At 70.3% G+C, this 16,190-nt stretch carries 16 protein-coding genes; 8 read left to right on the forward strand and 8 right to left on the reverse strand.

Features of this window, described 5'->3' with window-relative positions:
* Window positions 1–468 precede the first annotated feature (468 nt).
* The 6 genes from IE245_RS35980 to pknB all read left to right on the forward strand — a co-directional run bounded on the left by IE245_RS35980 (window position 469) and on the right by pknB (window position 8,598).
* Entirely contained in the window at window positions 469–1,320 is an 852-nt protein-coding gene (locus IE245_RS35980) for an FHA domain-containing protein (protein WP_189955582.1), read from the forward strand.
* Between the two features lie 10 nt (window positions 1,321–1,330).
* A complete protein-coding gene (locus tag IE245_RS35985) occupies window positions 1,331–1,855 on the forward strand; it encodes an FHA domain-containing protein FhaB/FipA (protein WP_189955584.1) in 525 nt (174 codons plus the stop codon).
* A gap of 96 nt (window positions 1,856–1,951) precedes the next feature.
* A complete protein-coding gene (locus IE245_RS35990) occupies window positions 1,952–3,445 on the forward strand; it encodes a Stp1/IreP family PP2C-type Ser/Thr phosphatase (protein WP_189955586.1) in 1,494 nt (497 codons plus the stop codon).
* Between the two features lie 25 nt (window positions 3,446–3,470).
* Window positions 3,471–4,913 (forward strand): FtsW/RodA/SpoVE family cell cycle protein, encoded by a 1,443-nt coding sequence (locus IE245_RS35995; protein ID WP_189955588.1) that lies wholly within the window; start codon window positions 3,471–3,473, stop codon window positions 4,911–4,913.
* Window positions 4,910–6,376 carry a peptidoglycan D,D-transpeptidase FtsI family protein gene (locus IE245_RS36000; RefSeq protein WP_189955590.1) on the forward strand — a complete coding sequence of 489 codons (1,467 nt, stop codon included), beginning with the start codon at window positions 4,910–4,912 and terminating at the stop codon, window positions 6,374–6,376. The genes IE245_RS35995 and IE245_RS36000 overlap by 4 nt, the downstream gene beginning before the upstream one ends.
* A gap of 158 nt (window positions 6,377–6,534) precedes the next feature.
* On the forward strand, window positions 6,535–8,598 hold the full coding sequence (gene pknB, locus IE245_RS36005) for a Stk1 family PASTA domain-containing Ser/Thr kinase (protein ID WP_189955592.1): 2,064 nt from the start codon (window positions 6,535–6,537) through the stop codon (window positions 8,596–8,598).
* Window positions 8,599–8,678: 80 nt separating this feature from the next.
* Here the strand turns inward: pknB and IE245_RS36010 are convergent, their stop codons facing one another.
* The 5 genes from IE245_RS36010 to IE245_RS36030 form a co-directional block, all read right to left on the reverse strand.
* Window positions 8,679–9,356, reverse strand: coding sequence for a class E sortase (locus tag IE245_RS36010; RefSeq protein ID WP_189955594.1), 678 nt, complete (start codon window positions 9,354–9,356; stop codon window positions 8,679–8,681).
* A gap of 36 nt (window positions 9,357–9,392) precedes the next feature.
* On the reverse strand, window positions 9,393–10,724 hold the full coding sequence (locus IE245_RS36015) for a class E sortase (RefSeq protein ID WP_189955596.1): 1,332 nt from the start codon (window positions 10,722–10,724) through the stop codon (window positions 9,393–9,395).
* Window positions 10,721–11,359, reverse strand: coding sequence for an aminodeoxychorismate/anthranilate synthase component II (locus IE245_RS36020; protein WP_189955598.1), 639 nt, complete (start codon window positions 11,357–11,359; stop codon window positions 10,721–10,723). The genes IE245_RS36015 and IE245_RS36020 overlap by 4 nt, the downstream gene beginning before the upstream one ends.
* Window positions 11,356–11,517, reverse strand: coding sequence for a hypothetical protein (locus IE245_RS36025; protein ID WP_030493741.1), 162 nt, complete (start codon window positions 11,515–11,517; stop codon window positions 11,356–11,358). The genes IE245_RS36020 and IE245_RS36025 overlap by 4 nt, the downstream gene beginning before the upstream one ends.
* A gap of 106 nt (window positions 11,518–11,623) precedes the next feature.
* Complete coding sequence (locus IE245_RS36030; RefSeq protein ID WP_189955600.1) at window positions 11,624–12,403, reverse strand: DUF881 domain-containing protein; 780 nt, start codon at window positions 12,401–12,403, stop codon at window positions 11,624–11,626.
* A 140-nt stretch (window positions 12,404–12,543) separates the two neighbouring features.
* Between IE245_RS36030 and crgA the strand changes: the two genes are divergently transcribed.
* A complete protein-coding gene (crgA, locus tag IE245_RS36035) occupies window positions 12,544–12,798 on the forward strand; it encodes a cell division protein CrgA (RefSeq protein WP_030493743.1) in 255 nt (84 codons plus the stop codon).
* A gap of 302 nt (window positions 12,799–13,100) precedes the next feature.
* On the opposite strand, the gene IE245_RS36040 is transcribed toward crgA, so the two are convergent.
* Window positions 13,101–13,967 carry a rhomboid family intramembrane serine protease gene (locus tag IE245_RS36040; RefSeq protein WP_189955602.1) on the reverse strand — a complete coding sequence of 289 codons (867 nt, stop codon included), beginning with the start codon at window positions 13,965–13,967 and terminating at the stop codon, window positions 13,101–13,103.
* 23 nt (window positions 13,968–13,990) lie between these two features.
* Window positions 13,991–14,509, reverse strand: a complete 519-nt coding sequence (locus IE245_RS36045; protein WP_189955608.1) for a peptidylprolyl isomerase — start codon at window positions 14,507–14,509, stop codon at window positions 13,991–13,993.
* Between the two features lie 240 nt (window positions 14,510–14,749).
* Here IE245_RS36045 and IE245_RS36050 point away from each other — a divergent pair, with 240 nt between their 5' ends.
* Window positions 14,750–15,508 (forward strand): DUF5324 family protein, encoded by a 759-nt coding sequence (locus tag IE245_RS36050; RefSeq protein WP_189955604.1) that lies wholly within the window; start codon window positions 14,750–14,752, stop codon window positions 15,506–15,508.
* 73 nt (window positions 15,509–15,581) lie between these two features.
* On the opposite strand, the gene IE245_RS36055 is transcribed toward IE245_RS36050, so the two are convergent.
* Window positions 15,582–15,944 carry a DUF6344 domain-containing protein gene (locus IE245_RS36055; protein WP_189955606.1) on the reverse strand — a complete coding sequence of 121 codons (363 nt, stop codon included), beginning with the start codon at window positions 15,942–15,944 and terminating at the stop codon, window positions 15,582–15,584.
* Window positions 15,945–16,190 lie beyond the last annotated feature (246 nt).

Here is a 16,190-nt window from a genome sequence, read left to right on the forward strand (position 1 = left end):
GGGAGGCCGGGGGCAGGAGGCGGGAGGCCGGGGGCAGGAGGCGGGAGGCCGGGGGCAGGAGGCGGGAGGCCGGGGGCGGGAGGCCGGGGGCGGGCCAGGCAAGCGGGGGGACAGGAAGAGGAGCGGAAGGGGCCCGGGAGAAAGGGCGGGCGAGGGACCGGGAGAAGAAGGAGAGAAGGGACACAGGGGAGAGACCGGAGAGAAGGGGAGAGTGGGGAGAGACGGGGAGAAGCGGGAGGTTGCGGCGTCGGCGGCCGCGCCCCGCGGGACGGCTCGCCTCCTCCGCCCCTCCTGTCGGACAGCCTCGTGCGGGACACTGTCCACAGGCCCCCTCTACGATCCCTGGGGGGAGGGCCTGTGAGAGGTGACACTCGTCCACAGGGCAGAGAAGGGGAACCAGCCGATTTCCCGACGCGTGGATACGATCAGTAAGCAGTACCAGGACGGCAACGACGGAGGAGGTGCCCCATGGGAGTCCTGAAGCGTTTCGAGCAGCGTCTCGAAGGTCTGGTCAACGGCACCTTCGCCAAGGTGTTCAAGTCCGAGGTCCAGCCGGTCGAGATCGCCGGCGCGCTCCAGCGCGAGTGCGACAACAACGCGCAGATCTGGAACCGCGAGCGGACCGTCGTCCCCAATGACTTCATCGTGGAGCTCAGCGCGCCCGACTACGAGCGCCTGAGCCCCTACTCGGGGCAACTGGGCGACGAGCTCGCCGGGCTGGTCCGCGACTACGCCAAGCAGCAGCGGTACACCTTCATGGGACCGATCAAGGTCCACCTGGAGAAGGCCGATGACCTCGACACCGGCCTGTACCGGGTGCGCAGCCGTACGCTCGCGTCGAGCACGTCCCAGCCTCAGCCGCAGCAGGGGCAGCAGCCCCACCAGCAGCCCCGCCCGCACCAGGGGCAGGGCGGCTACGGGTACCCGCCGCAGGGTCCCCCGCCCGGCGCTCCGCCGATGCCCGCCTCGCCGCCCCCCGGCGGCGCGGGTCACCGGCCCGCCGCCGGCGGCGGCCGTCCCGCGGCGCCCGGCGGCGCCCAGGTGCGCCGCTGGATCGAGATCAACGGCAACCGCCACCAGATCTCCCGCCCGACCCTGGTCCTCGGCCGCAGCACCGACGCGGACGTGAGGATCGACGATCCCGGCGTCTCCCGCCGGCACTGCGAGATCCGGACCGGAACGCCCTCGACGATCCAGGATCTCGGATCCACCAACGGCATCGTGGTGGACGGGCAGCACACCACCCGCGCTACGCTCCGCGACGGCTCGCGGATCGTCGTGGGCAGCACCACCATCGTTTACCGGCAAGCCGAAGGGTGAAGCGGGGGCAATGTCAGAGCTGACCCTGACGGTCATGCGGCTGGGTTTCCTGGCCGTTCTGTGGCTGTTCGTCATCGTGGCCGTCCAGGTCATCCGCAGTGACCTCTTCGGCACGCGGGTGACCCAGCGCGGTTCCCGGCGCCAGGAGGCGCGCACCCAGCAGGGCGGCCGCCAGGCCGCTCCGCCGCCGCAGCGCGGCCAGCAGCAGCCGCCGTCCGGCGGTGGCCGGTCGCGGCGCGGCGCCCCGACCAAGCTGGTCGTCTCCGAGGGCACCCTCACGGGCACCACCGTCGCCCTGCAGGGGCAGACGATCACCCTGGGCCGGGCGCACGACTCGACGATCGTGCTGGACGACGACTACGCCTCCAGCCGGCACGCCCGGATCTACCCCGACCGGGACGGCCAGTGGATCGTCGAGGACCTCGGGTCCACGAACGGCACGTACCTCGACCGGACCCGCCTCACCACCGCGACGCCGATTCCGCTGGGGGCGCCGATCCGCATCGGCAAGACCGTCATCGAGCTGCGGAAGTAGTACGACAATGAGCGAGCTGACCGGAGCGACCGGAGGGTGGGCAGTGTGGGTCGAGACCGGCTGTACCCCGATGCAGCGGCGACAGGGCAGGTGGGCATGAGTCTCTCCCTGCGATTCGCCGCGGGCTCGCACAAGGGCATGATCCGCGAGGGCAACGAGGACTCCGGCTACGCCGGTCCGCGCCTCCTCGCGATCGCCGACGGCATGGGCGGCCAGGCCGCCGGCGAGGTCGCCTCCTCCGAGGTGATCTCCACGCTCGTCGTCCTCGACGACGACATCCCGGGCTCCGACATCCTCACCTCGCTCGGCACGGCGGTGCAGCGCGCCAACGACCAGCTCCGGATGATGGTCGAGGAGGACCCGCAGCTGGAGGGCATGGGCACCACGCTCACCGCCCTGCTGTGGACCGGTCAGCGCCTCGGCCTCGTGCACGTCGGCGACTCCCGCGCCTACCTGCTGCGCGACGGCGTCCTCACCCAGATCACCCAGGACCACACCTGGGTCCAGCGGCTCGTCGACGAGGGCCGGATCACCGAGGAGGAGGCCACCACCCACCCGCAGCGCTCGCTCCTGATGCGCGCGCTCGGCAGCGGCGACCACGTCGAGCCCGACCTCTCCATCCGTGAGGTCCGCGCCGGCGACCGGTACCTGATCTGCTCAGACGGCCTGTCCGGCGTGGTGTCCCACCAGACCCTGGAGGACACCCTCGCCAGCTACCAGGGCCCGCAGGAGACCGTGCAGGAGCTGATCCAGCTCGCGCTGCGCGGCGGCGGCCCCGACAACATCACGGTGATCGTCGCCGACGTCCTCGACGTCGACGGCGGCGACACCCTCGCCGGCCACCTCAGCGACACCCCGGTCGTCGTCGGCGCGGTCGCCGAGAACCAGCAGCAGCTGAACGACGGCGGCGCCATGCAGACCCCGGCCGGCCGCGCCTCCGGGCTCGGCCGCCCCGCCCCGCACCACCAGCCGCCCGCCGGCGGCTTCGGCCCGCCCGGCAGCGGCGACGACCACGGTTACGGCGGCCCGCCGCACGGCGCCTTCGACTCGTACGCCGACGACGACTTCGTCAAGCCGCGCCGCAAGCGGCGGTGGATCGGCCGCACCCTGATCCTCCTCCTCGCCCTCGGCGTCCTCGCCGGCGGCGCGTACGGCGGCTGGCGCTGGACGCAGACCCAGTACTTCGTGGGCTCCAACGCCGAGCACGTGGCGTTGTACCGGGGCATCAGCCAGGACCTCGCGTGGGTGAAGCTCTCGGAGGTCGAGAAGGACCACCCCGAGATCGAACTCAAGTACCTCCCCGCCTACCAGCGGAAGCAGGTCGAGGACACCATCGCGGGCGGCAGCCTCGCCAAGGCCCAGGCGAAGATCTCCGAGCTGTCCGTGCAGGCCTCGGCCTGCAAGAAGACCGAAGAGCGCCGCCTGGCCAAGGAGAAGGCCGACAAGGAGAAGGCCGCCGCCGACGCCGAGAAGCAGGCCGACGGCGCGGACGCCAAGCCCGGAGCCCAGCCCACCGCGGCCGCGCCGAGCCCGGGCCCCACCCTCACCGCCGAGGAGCAGAAGCTGGCCTCGAACTGCGGCAAGCAGTAAGACCCGTAGGGGGCCTTTCACCACCATGAGCGTTGTCACCAACACGACCACCATCGGCGCGATCGAGGCGCCGAGCCGCCGCAACACCGAGCTGGCGCTGCTCGCCTTCGCCGTCGCCATCCCGGTGTTCGCGTACCTCAACGTGGGTCTCGCGCTGGACGGCGAGGTCCCGTCCGGCATGCTCGGCTACGGGCTCGGCCTGGCGCTCCTCGCGACCGTCGCCCACCTCGTCGTACGCAAGTGGGCGCCGTACGCGGACCCGCTGCTGCTGCCACTGGCGACCCTGCTCAACGGCATGGGGCTGGTGCTGATCTGGCGGCTGGACCAGTCGCCTCGGCTGATCGACCTGGCGAAGCGCAGTTACGGGGCCTTCAGCCCCTCCGCGCCGAACCAGATGATGTACTCCGCGATCGGCATCGCCATGTTCGTGGGCGTGCTGCTGCTCCTGAAGGACCACCGTGTCCTGCAGCGCTACACGTACATCTCCATGGTCGTGGCGCTCTTCCTGCTCCTGCTGCCGCTCGTGCCCGGTCTCGGCACCGATGTCTTCGGCGCCAAGATCTGGATCCGTATCGGCGGCTTCTCCATCCAGCCCGGCGAGTTCGCCAAGCTGGTCCTCGCCGTGTTCTTCTCCGGCTACCTGATGGTGAAGCGGGACGCCCTCGCGCTGGCCAGCCGCCGCTTCATGGGGCTGTACCTGCCGCGCGGCCGTGACCTGGGCCCGATCCTGACGATCTGGGCGGTCAGCCTCCTCATCCTGGTCTTCGAGAACGACCTCGGTACGTCGCTGCTCTTCTTCGGCATGTTCGTGATCATGCTGTACGTGGCCACCGAGCGGACCAGCTGGATCGTCATGGGTCTGCTGATGGCCGTCGCCGGCGCGGTGGCCGTCGGGTCCACCGCCAGCCACGTCCAGTCGCGTGTCGCCGCCTGGCTCGACCCCTTCGAGTGCCTCAAGACGGCGCCCGAGAGCTCGAACATGGCGTACGCCTGCGACCAGATGACCCAGGTCCTCATGTCCTTCGGATCGGGCGGCATCCTCGGCACCGGTCTCGGCCAGGGCAACTCCGACCTGATCCAGTTCGCCGCCAACTCCGACTTCATCTTCGCCACCGTCGGCGAGGAGCTCGGCCTGACCGGCGTCATGGTCTTCCTGCTGCTGTACGGCCTGATCATCGAGCGCGGCATCCGTACCTCCCTCGCCGCCCGCGACCCGTTCGGCAAGCTGCTCGCGATGGGTCTGTCCGGCGCCTTCGCACTCCAGGTGTTCGTCGTCGCCGGCGGCGTGATGGGCCTCATCCCGCTCACCGGCATGACGATGCCGTTCCTCGCGTACGGCGGTTCGTCCGTGATCGCCAACTGGGCCCTGATCGGCATCCTGATCCGGATCAGCGACACCGCGCGCCGCCCGGCGCCCTCCCCCGCCCCGAATCCCGACGCCGAGATGACCCAGGTGGTCCGTCCGTGAACAAGCCGCTGCGCCGGGTCGCGATCTTCTGCGGCCTGCTCGTCCTCGCCCTGCTCCTGCGCGACAACTGGCTCCAGTTCGTCCGCGCCGACGAGCTGAACGCGCACCCGAAGAACACCCGTGTCCGCATCGAGCGATACGCCAACGAGCGGGGCAACATCATCGTCGACGGGAAGCCGATCACCGGCTCCGTCGACTCCGGGGACGAGTACTTCAAGTTCAAGCGGACCTACGTCGACGGCCCCATGTGGGCCCCCGTGACCGGCTACGCCTCCCAGGCGTACGACGCCAACCAGATCGAGAAGATCGAGGACGGCATCCTCACCGGCAACGACGACCGGCTCTTCTTCGACCGGACCCTGTCGATGTTCACCGGGGAGAAGAAGAAGGGCGGCGACGTCGTCACCACCCTCAACGGCGCCGCGCAGAAGGCCGCCTTCGAGGGCCTGGGGAAGAACACCGGCGCCGTCGTCGCGATCGAGCCGTCGACCGGCAAGATCCTGGCGCTGGCGTCCACCCCCTCGTACGACCCGTCGTCCTTCGCCGGCTACTCGGGCAAGGACGAGAAGGCCTGGGTCGCCCTGGAGAAGGACAAGAACAAGCCGAAGCAGAACCGCGCCCTGCGCGAGATCTACCCTCCCGGCTCCGTCTTCAAGGTCGTGACCGCCGCCGCCGCGCTGGAGGCCGGCAAGGTCAAGGACATCGACGCGTCGACCGACACCCCCGAGGGCTGGAAGATCCCGCTCTCCACGCTGCCGATGAAGAACCACTCGGGCGGCTGCGCCAACGCCAGCCTCAACGAGGCCCTGCGGATCTCCTGCAACTCGGTCTTCGCCAAGCTCGGTGACGACGTCGGCCGCGACAAGATGGTGGAGACGGCCGAGAAGTTCGGCTTCAACGCCGAGCAGTTCACCCCGGTCCGCTCCGCCGCCTCGGTCTACGACAAGAACGCCGACCGCGGTGGAAACGCGCTCTCCTCCATCGGCCAGTTCAACACCGCGACGACCCCGCTCCAGATGGCGATGGTCACGGCGGCGATCGCCAACGACGGCAAGCTGATGAAGCCGTACATGATCGACCAGCTGCGCGCCCCGAACCTGGACGTGATCAAGCAGAACGAGCCGGAGGAGATGAGCCAGCCGGTCTCTCCGGAGAACGCCCAGAAGCTCCAGGCGATGATGGAGAACGTCGTCTCGAACGGCACCGGCGCCAAGGCCGACCTCAAGATGAGCGGCGTGAAGGTCGGCGGAAAGACCGGTACCGCGCAGCACGGCGAGAAGAACGCCAAGCGCCCGTACGCGTGGTTCATCTCGTACGCCAAGACCGACCAGGGTTCCCCGGTCGCCGTCGCCGTGATCGTCGAGGACGCCGAGGGTGTCGGCCGTGAGGACATCAGCGGTGGCGGCCTCGCCGCGCCGATCGCGAAGGCGGTCATGAAGGCGGTTCTGAAGAGCCGCGGCTGATCTCGCGGAGGGCCGGTGCCCGCCAGGTACCGGTCAGGTATCAGCTGCCCTCCGCGCGCGGTCCGGCTCTTCGGGGCCGGTACCGTATGCGCGGACAGCACACACCGCCGGACCACCCCAGGGTGCGGTCGGGACAGACGGAGAGGGCTGGATTAGCTATGGAAGAGCCGCGTCGCCTCGGCGGCCGGTACGAGCTGGGCTCGGTGCTCGGCCGCGGTGGCATGGCCGAGGTGTACCTCGCCCAGGACACCCGGCTCGGCCGCACCGTCGCCGTGAAGACGCTGCGGGCCGACCTGGCCCGTGACCCGTCCTTCCAGGCCCGGTTCCGCCGTGAGGCACAGTCCGCCGCCTCCCTGAACCACCCGGCGATCGTCGCCGTCTACGACACCGGCGAGGACTACGTCGACGGGGTCTCCATCCCGTACATCGTGATGGAGTACGTCGACGGGTCGACGCTCCGTGAGCTGCTCCACTCGGGCCGCAAGCTGCTGCCCGAGCGCACCCTGGAGATGACCGTCGGCATCCTCCAGGCCCTCGAGTACTCGCACCGCGCTGGCATCGTGCACCGCGACATCAAGCCCGCGAACGTGATGCTGACCCGTACGGGCCAGGTCAAGGTCATGGACTTCGGCATCGCGCGCGCCATGGGCGACGCGGGCATGACCATGACGCAGACCGCGGCGGTCATCGGCACAGCCCAGTACCTCTCGCCGGAGCAGGCCAAGGGCGAGCAGGTCGACGCGCGCTCCGACCTGTACTCCACCGGCTGCCTGCTCTACGAGCTGCTGACCGTCCGGCCGCCGTTCATCGGCGACTCCCCCGTGGCCGTGGCCTACCAGCACGTCCGCGAGGAGCCGCAGCCGCCGAGCAACTTCGACGCCGAGATCACGCCCGAGATGGACGCCATCGTCCTCAAGGCGCTGGTCAAGGACCCCGACTACCGCTACCAGTCCGCCGACGAGATGCGCGCGGACATCGAGGCCTGCCTCGACGGGCAGCCGGTCGCGGCCGCCGCCGCGATGGGCATGGCGGGCGCCCCGGCGTACAACGGCTACGGCTATCCGCCGGAGGACCAGCCGACGACGGCGCTGCGCCAGGCCGACCCGGCCGGCCAGACGACGATGATGCCGCCCGTCCAGCAGGACGGCGGCTACGGCGGTGGGTACGGCGGGCACGACGGCTACGACGACCGTCCGGACCGCCGCCGCGGCGGCGGCCAGAAGAAGTCGAACGCCTCGACGATCCTGCTGGCGCTCTGCGGCGTCCTGGTCCTGGTCGGCGCGATCTTCATCGCGAAGTACCTCATGGACACCAACGACACCCCGCAGCAGACACAGGTGCCGCTGCTCGTCGGCCAGACGATGCCCGACGCGCAGAAGTCCGCGACCAACGCCCGGGTGCAGCTGGTGGAAGCGGGCAAGGAGCGCTGCGACCAGCCCACCGGCGCCATCTGCCGCCAGGATCCGGCCTCCGACGGCGCCGCCAAGATGCCGATCGACGGCACGATCCAGGTGTGGGTCTCCGAGGGCGCGCCGCTCGTGGAGGTCCCGGACGTCCAGGAGCAGTCGCTCCAGCGGGCGAAGGAGACCCTGGAGGGCAAGGGCTTCAAGGTCAAGGTCGAGGAGGAGGAGTCCTCGGAGGACCCCGGCACCGTCCTGCGGCAGAACCCGCAGAACGGCACCAAGGCCGAGAAGAACTCCGAGGTGACCCTCACCGTCGCCAAGCAGAAGCTGACGAACCTGCCTCTGGTGACGGGCCGCGACATCAGCCTGGCGCTCCAGCAGCTGAACGGCCTCGGCTTCACCGACGTGAAGCAGGAGGAGGTCGACAGCGACCAGCCCAAGGGCATGGTCCTGGAGCAGACTCCGAGCGGCCCGAGCAACCAGCCGCTGGACGTCGAGATCAAGCTGAAGGTCTCGAAGGGTCCGCAGGTGACCCCGGTCACGATCCCCGGTGACCTCGCCGGGAAGACGCTGAAGGAAGTCCGGGACTGGTTCCAGAGCCAGGGCGTGACGGTCGTGGTGGCCGGTGTCGACAAGGACGACGCCCGTGTCGTCCAGTCGGCGCCCGCCGGCGGTCAGACGGTCAACAAGGGCGGCTCGGTCACCCTGTTCACCGCCGACGTGAACGGCGGGGGCAACCCCGGCGGCAACGGCGACGGGAACGGCGGCCAGCAGGACGGCGGCAACGGCGACGGCAACATCGGCGGCTGGTTCGACTGACCCGCTTCCGAGTGACGGGGAGAGCCCCGGAGCCCTTCACGGGGCTCCGGGGCTCTCCCCGTTCCAGGTGCCGGGACCGGTCAGCGGAGTTCGGCCGGCGGGGTGCGGTCCGCGTCGACCTTCTCCGTGCGGGCCAGCTCGCCCCACACGATGTAGCGGTAGTCGGAGGTGTACATCGGGGTGCAGGTGGTGAGGGTGATGTACCGGCCGGGCTCCTTCTTGCCGGACTCCTCGGGGACCGGCTGGAGGACGTCCACGTTGTACTTCGTGGTCTCCGGGAGCGTCTTGTAGACCTTGTAGACGTACCAGGTGTCCTTGGACTCGAAGACGATCGGATCGCCGTTCTTCAACTTGTGGATGTTGTGGAACTTGGCGCCGTGGCCGTCCCGGTGGGCGGCGAGGGTGAAGTTGCCCCGCTCGTCCTGCGGGAGGGCGGACTTCACGGGTTCGGTGTAGTAGCCGGCGACGCCGTTGTTGAGGACGTCGCTCTCGGTGCCCCGCTTCACCAGGATCTCGTCGCCGCCGAAGGCGGGGACGTGGAGGAAGCCGAGGCCCCCCTTGGTGTCGAGGGCGCCGGGGCCCTGGTCGGCCCATTCGCCGCGGACCTGCGCGCCTTCCTTGTCGGCGGCGCGGTCGGCGAGGACGTTCGTCCACCACAGGGAGTAGACGACGAAGAGCCCGAGCACGAGGCCGGCTGTGATGAGGAGTTCACCGAAGACGCTGATGAGCCCGGCGATCCGGTTGCGCGCGCGTGACACTGGGTCGGCCCTCGTCCCTTCTGGAGGTGTGGGGTCTCAGCCTACGAGCGCGGTCGGCTTTCCCTTGCTGCGCGGGCGTTCCTCGACCAGCTTTCCCCAGACGATCATGCGGTAGGTGCTGGTGAACTCGGGCGTGCAGGTGGTCAGGGTGATGTAGCGGCCGGGCTCGGTGAAGCCGGATCCCTTGGGGATCGGGTCGATGACGGCGATGTTCGAGGGCGCGGTCTGCGGGAGGATGCTCGCCATCTCGTACGTGTAGTAGGCGTCCTGCGTCTCGACGACGATGGGGTCGCCGGGCTTGAGGCGGTTGATGTACCGGAACGGCTCGCCGTGGGTGTTGCGGTGACCGGCGACCGCGAAGTTGCCCTGCTTGTCGGAGGGCATGGCGGTCTTGAGCTTGCCCTCGCCGTAGTGGCCGACCATGCCCTTGTCGAGGACCTTGGGCTTGCTGATGCCCTCGGCGACGGGGACGACGACGTCCAGCTTGGGGATGTACATGATGGCGAAGCCCTCACCGGGGGCGAAGACGTCCGGCTTGTTCTCGCCCTTGGCCCAGGTGTCCTCGATGCGCTCCTTGGCCTGGTCGGTCTCCTGGCCGGCGAGGACGTTGGTCCACCACAGCTGGTAGGCGACGAAGAGGAGCATGACGACGCCGAGGGTGATGAACAGCTCGCCGACGACGACGCCGACGCTGTCCTTGGCGGCCTTCGCCTCCCGGGCGGCACGGCGGGCCTCGACCCGCGAGAGGGGGCGCTCGGCGGTGCTCCCGGCGGACCTCCCGGTGGCCGCTCCGGACGCCGGGCGGCCCTTCCCGCGGCCCTGCTTGGCGGCGGCCCGCCGGCGCTCGGCCCGCCCCGGCCCGGGGAGGGCCTCCACGGGCCTCGGAGCCTCCTCCGCGACCACGGGCAGCTCCCGGGTCCCCTCGGCCCCGTACGGCTCGCGTATGGGCTCGTGGAAGGCTTCCCCCGGGGCTTCGGTGGCGGGCGGGGCACCGTGGACGGGGGCGTGGGCCTCGTACGCGGTGGGCTGTGCCTCGTACGCGGTGGGCTGTGCCTCGTAGCCGGGCGTCCGTGTCTCGTACGGGTGCGGCGTCTGGTGCCCGTACCCGTCCGGGTACCCGGCCCCCGCCCCGGCACCGGCGCCGTCCCCGTACGACGGCTCGGCCGGATACGGATACGGGTACGGGCCCTGCTGCTCGTAGCCGTACGCACTCTGCTCGTACGGGCCCTGCTGCTCGTGGGCGCCCTGCTGCTCGTAGGGGCCCGGTTCGTACGGGCGCTGCTCGTGCGCTCGGGGTCCGTGGTCCTCGGGTATCGGCTCGGCGCCGGGCTGCCCGGAGGCCCGGAACCACGGTGAGCCCGTCGTCACGCGACGGCCTTGCCCACCACCGGCGCGAGCCCCGCCGACCGGCCGACCGCTCCCTCGTCTCCGCACTGCACCAGCCAGTTGGCGAGCATCAGGTGGCCGTGCTCGGTGAGCACCGACTCGGGGTGGAACTGGACGCCCTCGACGGTCAGTTCGCGGTGGCGGAGGCCCATGATGATGCCGTCCTCGGTCCGCGCGGTCACTTCGAGCTCGGCGGGCAGGTCGGCCGGCTCGGCGGCCAGCGAGTGGTAGCGGGTGGCCGTGAACGGCGAGGGAAGGCCTGCGAAGACGCCCTTGCCCTCGTGGACCACGGGCGAGGTCTTGCCGTGGAGCAGCTCGGGGGCGCGGTCGACGACACCGCCGTAGGCCACGGCCATCGACTGCATGCCGAGGCAGACGCCGAAGACCGGGACGCCGGTGGCGGCGCAGTGCCGCACCATGTCGATGCAGACGCCGGCCTGCTCGGGGGCGCCGGGCCCGGGGGACAGCAGGACGCCGTCGAAGCCGTCCTGGGCGTGGCTCAGCTCCACCTCGTCGTTGCGGAGCACCTCGCACTCGGCGCCGAGCTGGTAGAGGTACTGCACGAGGTTGAAGACGAAGCTGTCGTAGTTGTCGACGACGAGAATTCGCGCGCTCACTGGCCGTCCACCGTCACATCGTTGAACGGAAGCAGAGGCTCCGCCCAGGGGAACACGTACTGGAAGAGGACGTAGACGACCGCGAGGACCAGCACGACCGAGATCAGCGCCTTCACCCAGGCGTTGCCCGGCAGATGCCGCCAGATCCATCCGTACATGACGTCCGACCGCCCCTTCCGTTCGTTACGGGCACCAGAGTACGGGGCGGGGGCCCCGTCGGGGGGAAGCTGTCCGAAGCCTGTGGACAACCGGTCCCGAACCGGGCTATGCGGCGGGCTTGGCCTGGTGGAGGTCGACCGCGCCGGCGTAGCCGGGAAGGGTGACGTTCTTGTGGTCGTCGACCTTCCAGCCGAGGCCGTAGGCCTTCACGTACAGCTGGTAGTTCTGGAGCGCGGGGGAGTCCGCGAGGGCCTTGTCGAGCTTCCCCCGGTCACCGACGGCGGTGATCTTGTAGGGCGGCGAGTAGACCCGGCCCTGGAGGATCAGGGTGTTGCCGACGCAGCGGACCGCGCTGGTGGAGATGAGCCGCTGGTCCATGACGCGGATGCCTTCGGCGCCGCCCTCCCACAGGGCGTTGACGACGGCCTGGAGGTCCTGCTGGTGGATGACCAGGTCGTTGGCCTGCGGCTCGGGGTAGCCGGGGGCGGCCTGGGCACCGGGCGGGGCGTCGTTCAGCGTGACGGTGAGGCCGGGACCGGAGATCTCGGTGGTGCCGGCGGCGGTCTCCAGGGCCTTGAGGCGACGGTCCTCGGCGGCGGTGGAGCCGTCGTCGCGGGCGGCGAGGGTGTCGACCTGGTCGCGCAGCACGGCGGTGGACTCGTCGAGGCCGGCGTTCTTGTGGCTGCGTTCCTCGATGAGGTCGGAGAGCCTCAGCAGGGAGGCGTCCGTGCGGATGTTGGTGCCCTTGGCGGTGTTGAAGCTCGTGACGAAGAGCAGCCCGGCGAGGGCGAAGACGCCCAGGGTGAGGAGGCGGACGGGACGCCAGCGGCCGGCCCCGGCCGGTCCGACGGGGGGTTCGCCCGGAGTGTCGGCGGAATTGCTCAACGTACCCTGATCCCCTTCTGCGCCGCGGAACCACTACGCTAACGGACGCCCGGGGGGCGCAGTGGACCTGCTACGTCACATCCCGGCGACAGCCACAGTTCCCTGCGCGGTCACGCAGCGCATCGACAGGAGAGTCCCTCGTGCCGAAGTCACGGATCCGCAAGAAGGCCGACTACACGCCCCCGCCGGCGAAGCAGGCCGCCAACATCAAGCTGACGAACCGCAGCTGGGTCGCCCCGGTGATGCTGGCCCTGTTCGCCATCGGTCTGGTGTGGATCGTGGTCTTCTACGTCACCGACGGTTCGCTTCCGATCGAGTCGATCCGGAACTGGAACATCGTGGTCGGCTTCGGTTTCATCGCCGCCGGCTTCGGTGTCTCCACGCAGTGGAAGTGAGCGGCTTAGCGGCGCTTAGCGGGTCTTTCCCGCTGCCGTCAAGCTCACCCCTGAGTTTATCCACAGCGTTGTGCACAGCACTGGATAACTTACGAAGATCTGTGGATAACCCACACCGGGTTGACGTGGGCAGAGCCGCGAACATCTGTCCACAGTGGGCTGGAGCCCCCTGCCTCTCTGGAGAAACTCCAGGTCAGAGGCAGGGGGCTCGGCCTTTCCTCCCCTGATGGGGAGAACTCGCCACACACTGTGGATAACTCTGGGGAAAGCTCGCTCCCCAGCTCTTCCACAGCCTCAGGCGCTCAGGTGAGCGCCATGGTCCGGCCCACGGCGACGCCCAGGTCGAGGAGCAGCACCAGTCCACAGGCGCCGTACTGGATGAGCTCGCGGCGGCGTCGGGGCGCCCGCACGAGCACGTACGTCACCAGCGCGCCGGCCACGAGTCCCCCCACGTGCGCCTCCCACGAGATCCCCGGACGGGTGAACGTCATCAACAGGGACAGGGCCACGAAGAGGACCACCGGCCGCATGTCGTGGCGCCGTCGACGGGCCAGCACCACCCAGGCGCCGATGAGGCCGTAGACGATCCCCGAGGCGCCCAGCGAGGGCTGGTTCGGGGCCGCGACCACATAGGAGAGGACCGAGCCGGACAGACCGGAGAGCAGGCACAGCAGCGCGTACCGGGACCGGCCGAGCTCCGGTTCGACGATCCCGCCGATCACCCACAGGCCCAGCAGGTTGAAGAGGATGTGCCAGGGCTCCTGGTGCAGGACCGTGGCGGAGAGGAGTCGGTACCACTCGCCGTCCGCGACCCCGACGACTTCGCCGAGCAGCGGGTTGTACGCGTACCCGATCAGCACGAGCTCGTCGACGAACCGGTCGCCGAGGATCAGCACCAGCCCGTACACGAGCACGCAGATCCCGATGAGCATCTTGGTGACCAGGCGGTCGTCCGTCCTGACCCGGCCGCCCGCGAGCGTCCGCGCCTGGTTGGCGTCGGCCGCGTGCCCGGTGCCCGAGCCGCTGCGGACGCAGTCGGGGCACTGGAAGCCGACCGAGGCGGAGATCATGCACTCCGGGCAGATGGGCTTCTCGCAGCGGGTGCAGCGGATGCCGGTCTCGGTGCCGGGATGGCGGTAGCAGTGCGGCGGTCCGGACTGCGCGTCCATGGGCGGGGTCCCCTTCTTCCCGGTCAGCGCTGCTCGATCACCACGGACTCGACCACGACGTCGGTCAGCGGCCGCTGGGTCTGCGGGTCGACGGGGACCTGCGCGATGGCGTCCACGACGGCACGGCTCTTCGGGTCCACGACCTCGCCGAAGATGGTGTGCTTGCGGTTCAGCCAGGTCGCGGGGCCGACCGTGATGAAGAACTGGGAGCCGTTGGTACCCGGCCCGGCGTTGGCCATGGCCAGCAGGTACGGCCGGTCGAACCAGAGCTCCGGGTGGAACTCGTCGGCGAACTCGTAGCCGGGGCCGCCCGTGCCGGTGCCCAGCGGGTCGCCGCCCTGGATCATGAAGTCGCCGATGACCCGGTGGAAGACCGTGCCGTCGTAGAGGGGGTCGGTGGAGACCCGGCCGGTGGCCGGATGGGTCCACTCGCGTTCGCCCGAGGCGAGCTCGGTGAAGTTCCGCACCGTCTTCGGCGCGTGGAACGGCAGCAGGCGCACCTCGATGTCGCCCGCGCTGGTCTTGAGGATCGCGTACGGCATGGCCACGGTCCGCCTTCCCTCCCTGATCGTGCGTCACACCGCGGATCCGATCGCCTCACGCGTCCGCGGCTCTGGCGGGTCGATCCTCGCACGACGCGACGGACGCGAACGGCCCGCCCGCTCCTGCCGCATGCCCCGGATGCCCGCCCCGCATGCCGGACCTCGATCCGGAAGGCATGATGCCGAAAAGGATGGAAAGGCGAAAACCCGACATCGCTCGCCACCGAGGAGGAGGAACCCGTGACTCGCATGGACAGCGTGCGCGCCGCTACGGATTCGGCGAAGGAAAGCGTCCTGCACGCCGCGGACGTGGTGGCGCCGTACGCCGGCACGGCCAAGGGCCAGGCCGCGCACTATGCGCACGAGGCGCGGGCGCGGCTCGCACCCAGGGTGTCGAGCGCCGCTCGGCAGGCACGCGCACAGGCGCGTCTGCGGTACGCCGCCCACGTGGCGCCGCACGTGCCGCCGCGGGTCGACGTGGCCGCGCATCGCGCTGCGGCCCGGACCCGCTCGGTCGCCCATCAGGTGGCCGACTACACCGTTCCGCGTGTCGAGCACGCGGTCGCCGCGACCGGTCCCGTCCTTGAGGAGGCCGGGTCGCGTTCCACTGCCGCCTGGGCCGCGCTACGGGGCCAGGTGACGCCGGACGACGTCCGGAAGATCGTGAGGAAGCAGGAGCGCCGGGCCAGGACCGGGCGTCTCGTGAAGGGGCTCGCCGTACTCGGCTTGCTCGTCGGCGGCGCGTGCGCCGCCTGGAAGTGGTGGGACCGGCAGGCCAATCCCGACTGGCTGGTCGAGCCGCCGGCGCCCACGGAGGTGGACGAGGGCTCGGGCATGCCGTCCGCGTCGGGCGGTGCCCCGGCCGTCGAGTCGGAGGCCAGTACGCGGGTGGTCGCGGAGTCCGGGAGCGTGGTGGAGGCCGAGACCGGGAGCGGGCCCGGGATCGAGCCGGAGCCGGATCCGGAGACCGGGTCGACGGAGCCCGACGAGCGCCGTTGAGCCGGGACCGTTCCGTCCGGGTTCGCGTCCGGACCGGGGTGCGGAGAGGGAGGAGTCGCGCTCTCCCCGCACCCTAGGCGGCCGTCGCGAGCGCCAGCCGGGTCAGCTCGGCCGGCTCGCTCACGAGCGGCGCGACGGCGCGGAGCGTGCGGGAGGCGGGGGAGGAGCCGTGCGCCTCGGCGACGATGCGCTGCTTGAGGGTGGGCGGCAGCGAGCCGCGGCGGAGGGGCGCCCAGGGCTCCGCCCGCCTCTGCGCCACGACCGTCGCGGTGCGCTCGGAGGTGACGGGGGCGGCGGGAGCGGCCGGCTCCTCGGGCTGGGTGACCGGCGCCTGGCCCTGCGCGGCGGCGGGGGCCGCCAGTCCGACGGAGGCGAGCAGGGCGAAGAGGACGGAGATGAAGGCGGTCCAGAACTGCTTGACCTTGGCGGTGGCCATGGCCCCTCACTTTCGCTGACGCGGCGTTCTCGGATGGTTCACTTCGGGTTGCGCGCTTTACATACCTTTCTCATGATCTGTATGCGCACCCGGATCCGGCGGAGCGACGCCGCGTCCGCGCAGTTCTTCCGATGAACACCACCCGTCCGGATCAACGCCCGGAAGAAACGGCCTAGGGTCTGTTGTGAAAGTGCTGGTCACAGCCACTCGTTGATGGCTGCGACCAGCACGGTCGCTTCGTAGCGG

The sequence above is a fragment of the Streptomyces roseolus genome (genome assembly GCF_014649855.1).
GTDB lineage: Bacteria > Actinomycetota > Actinomycetes > Streptomycetales > Streptomycetaceae > Streptomyces > Streptomyces roseolus.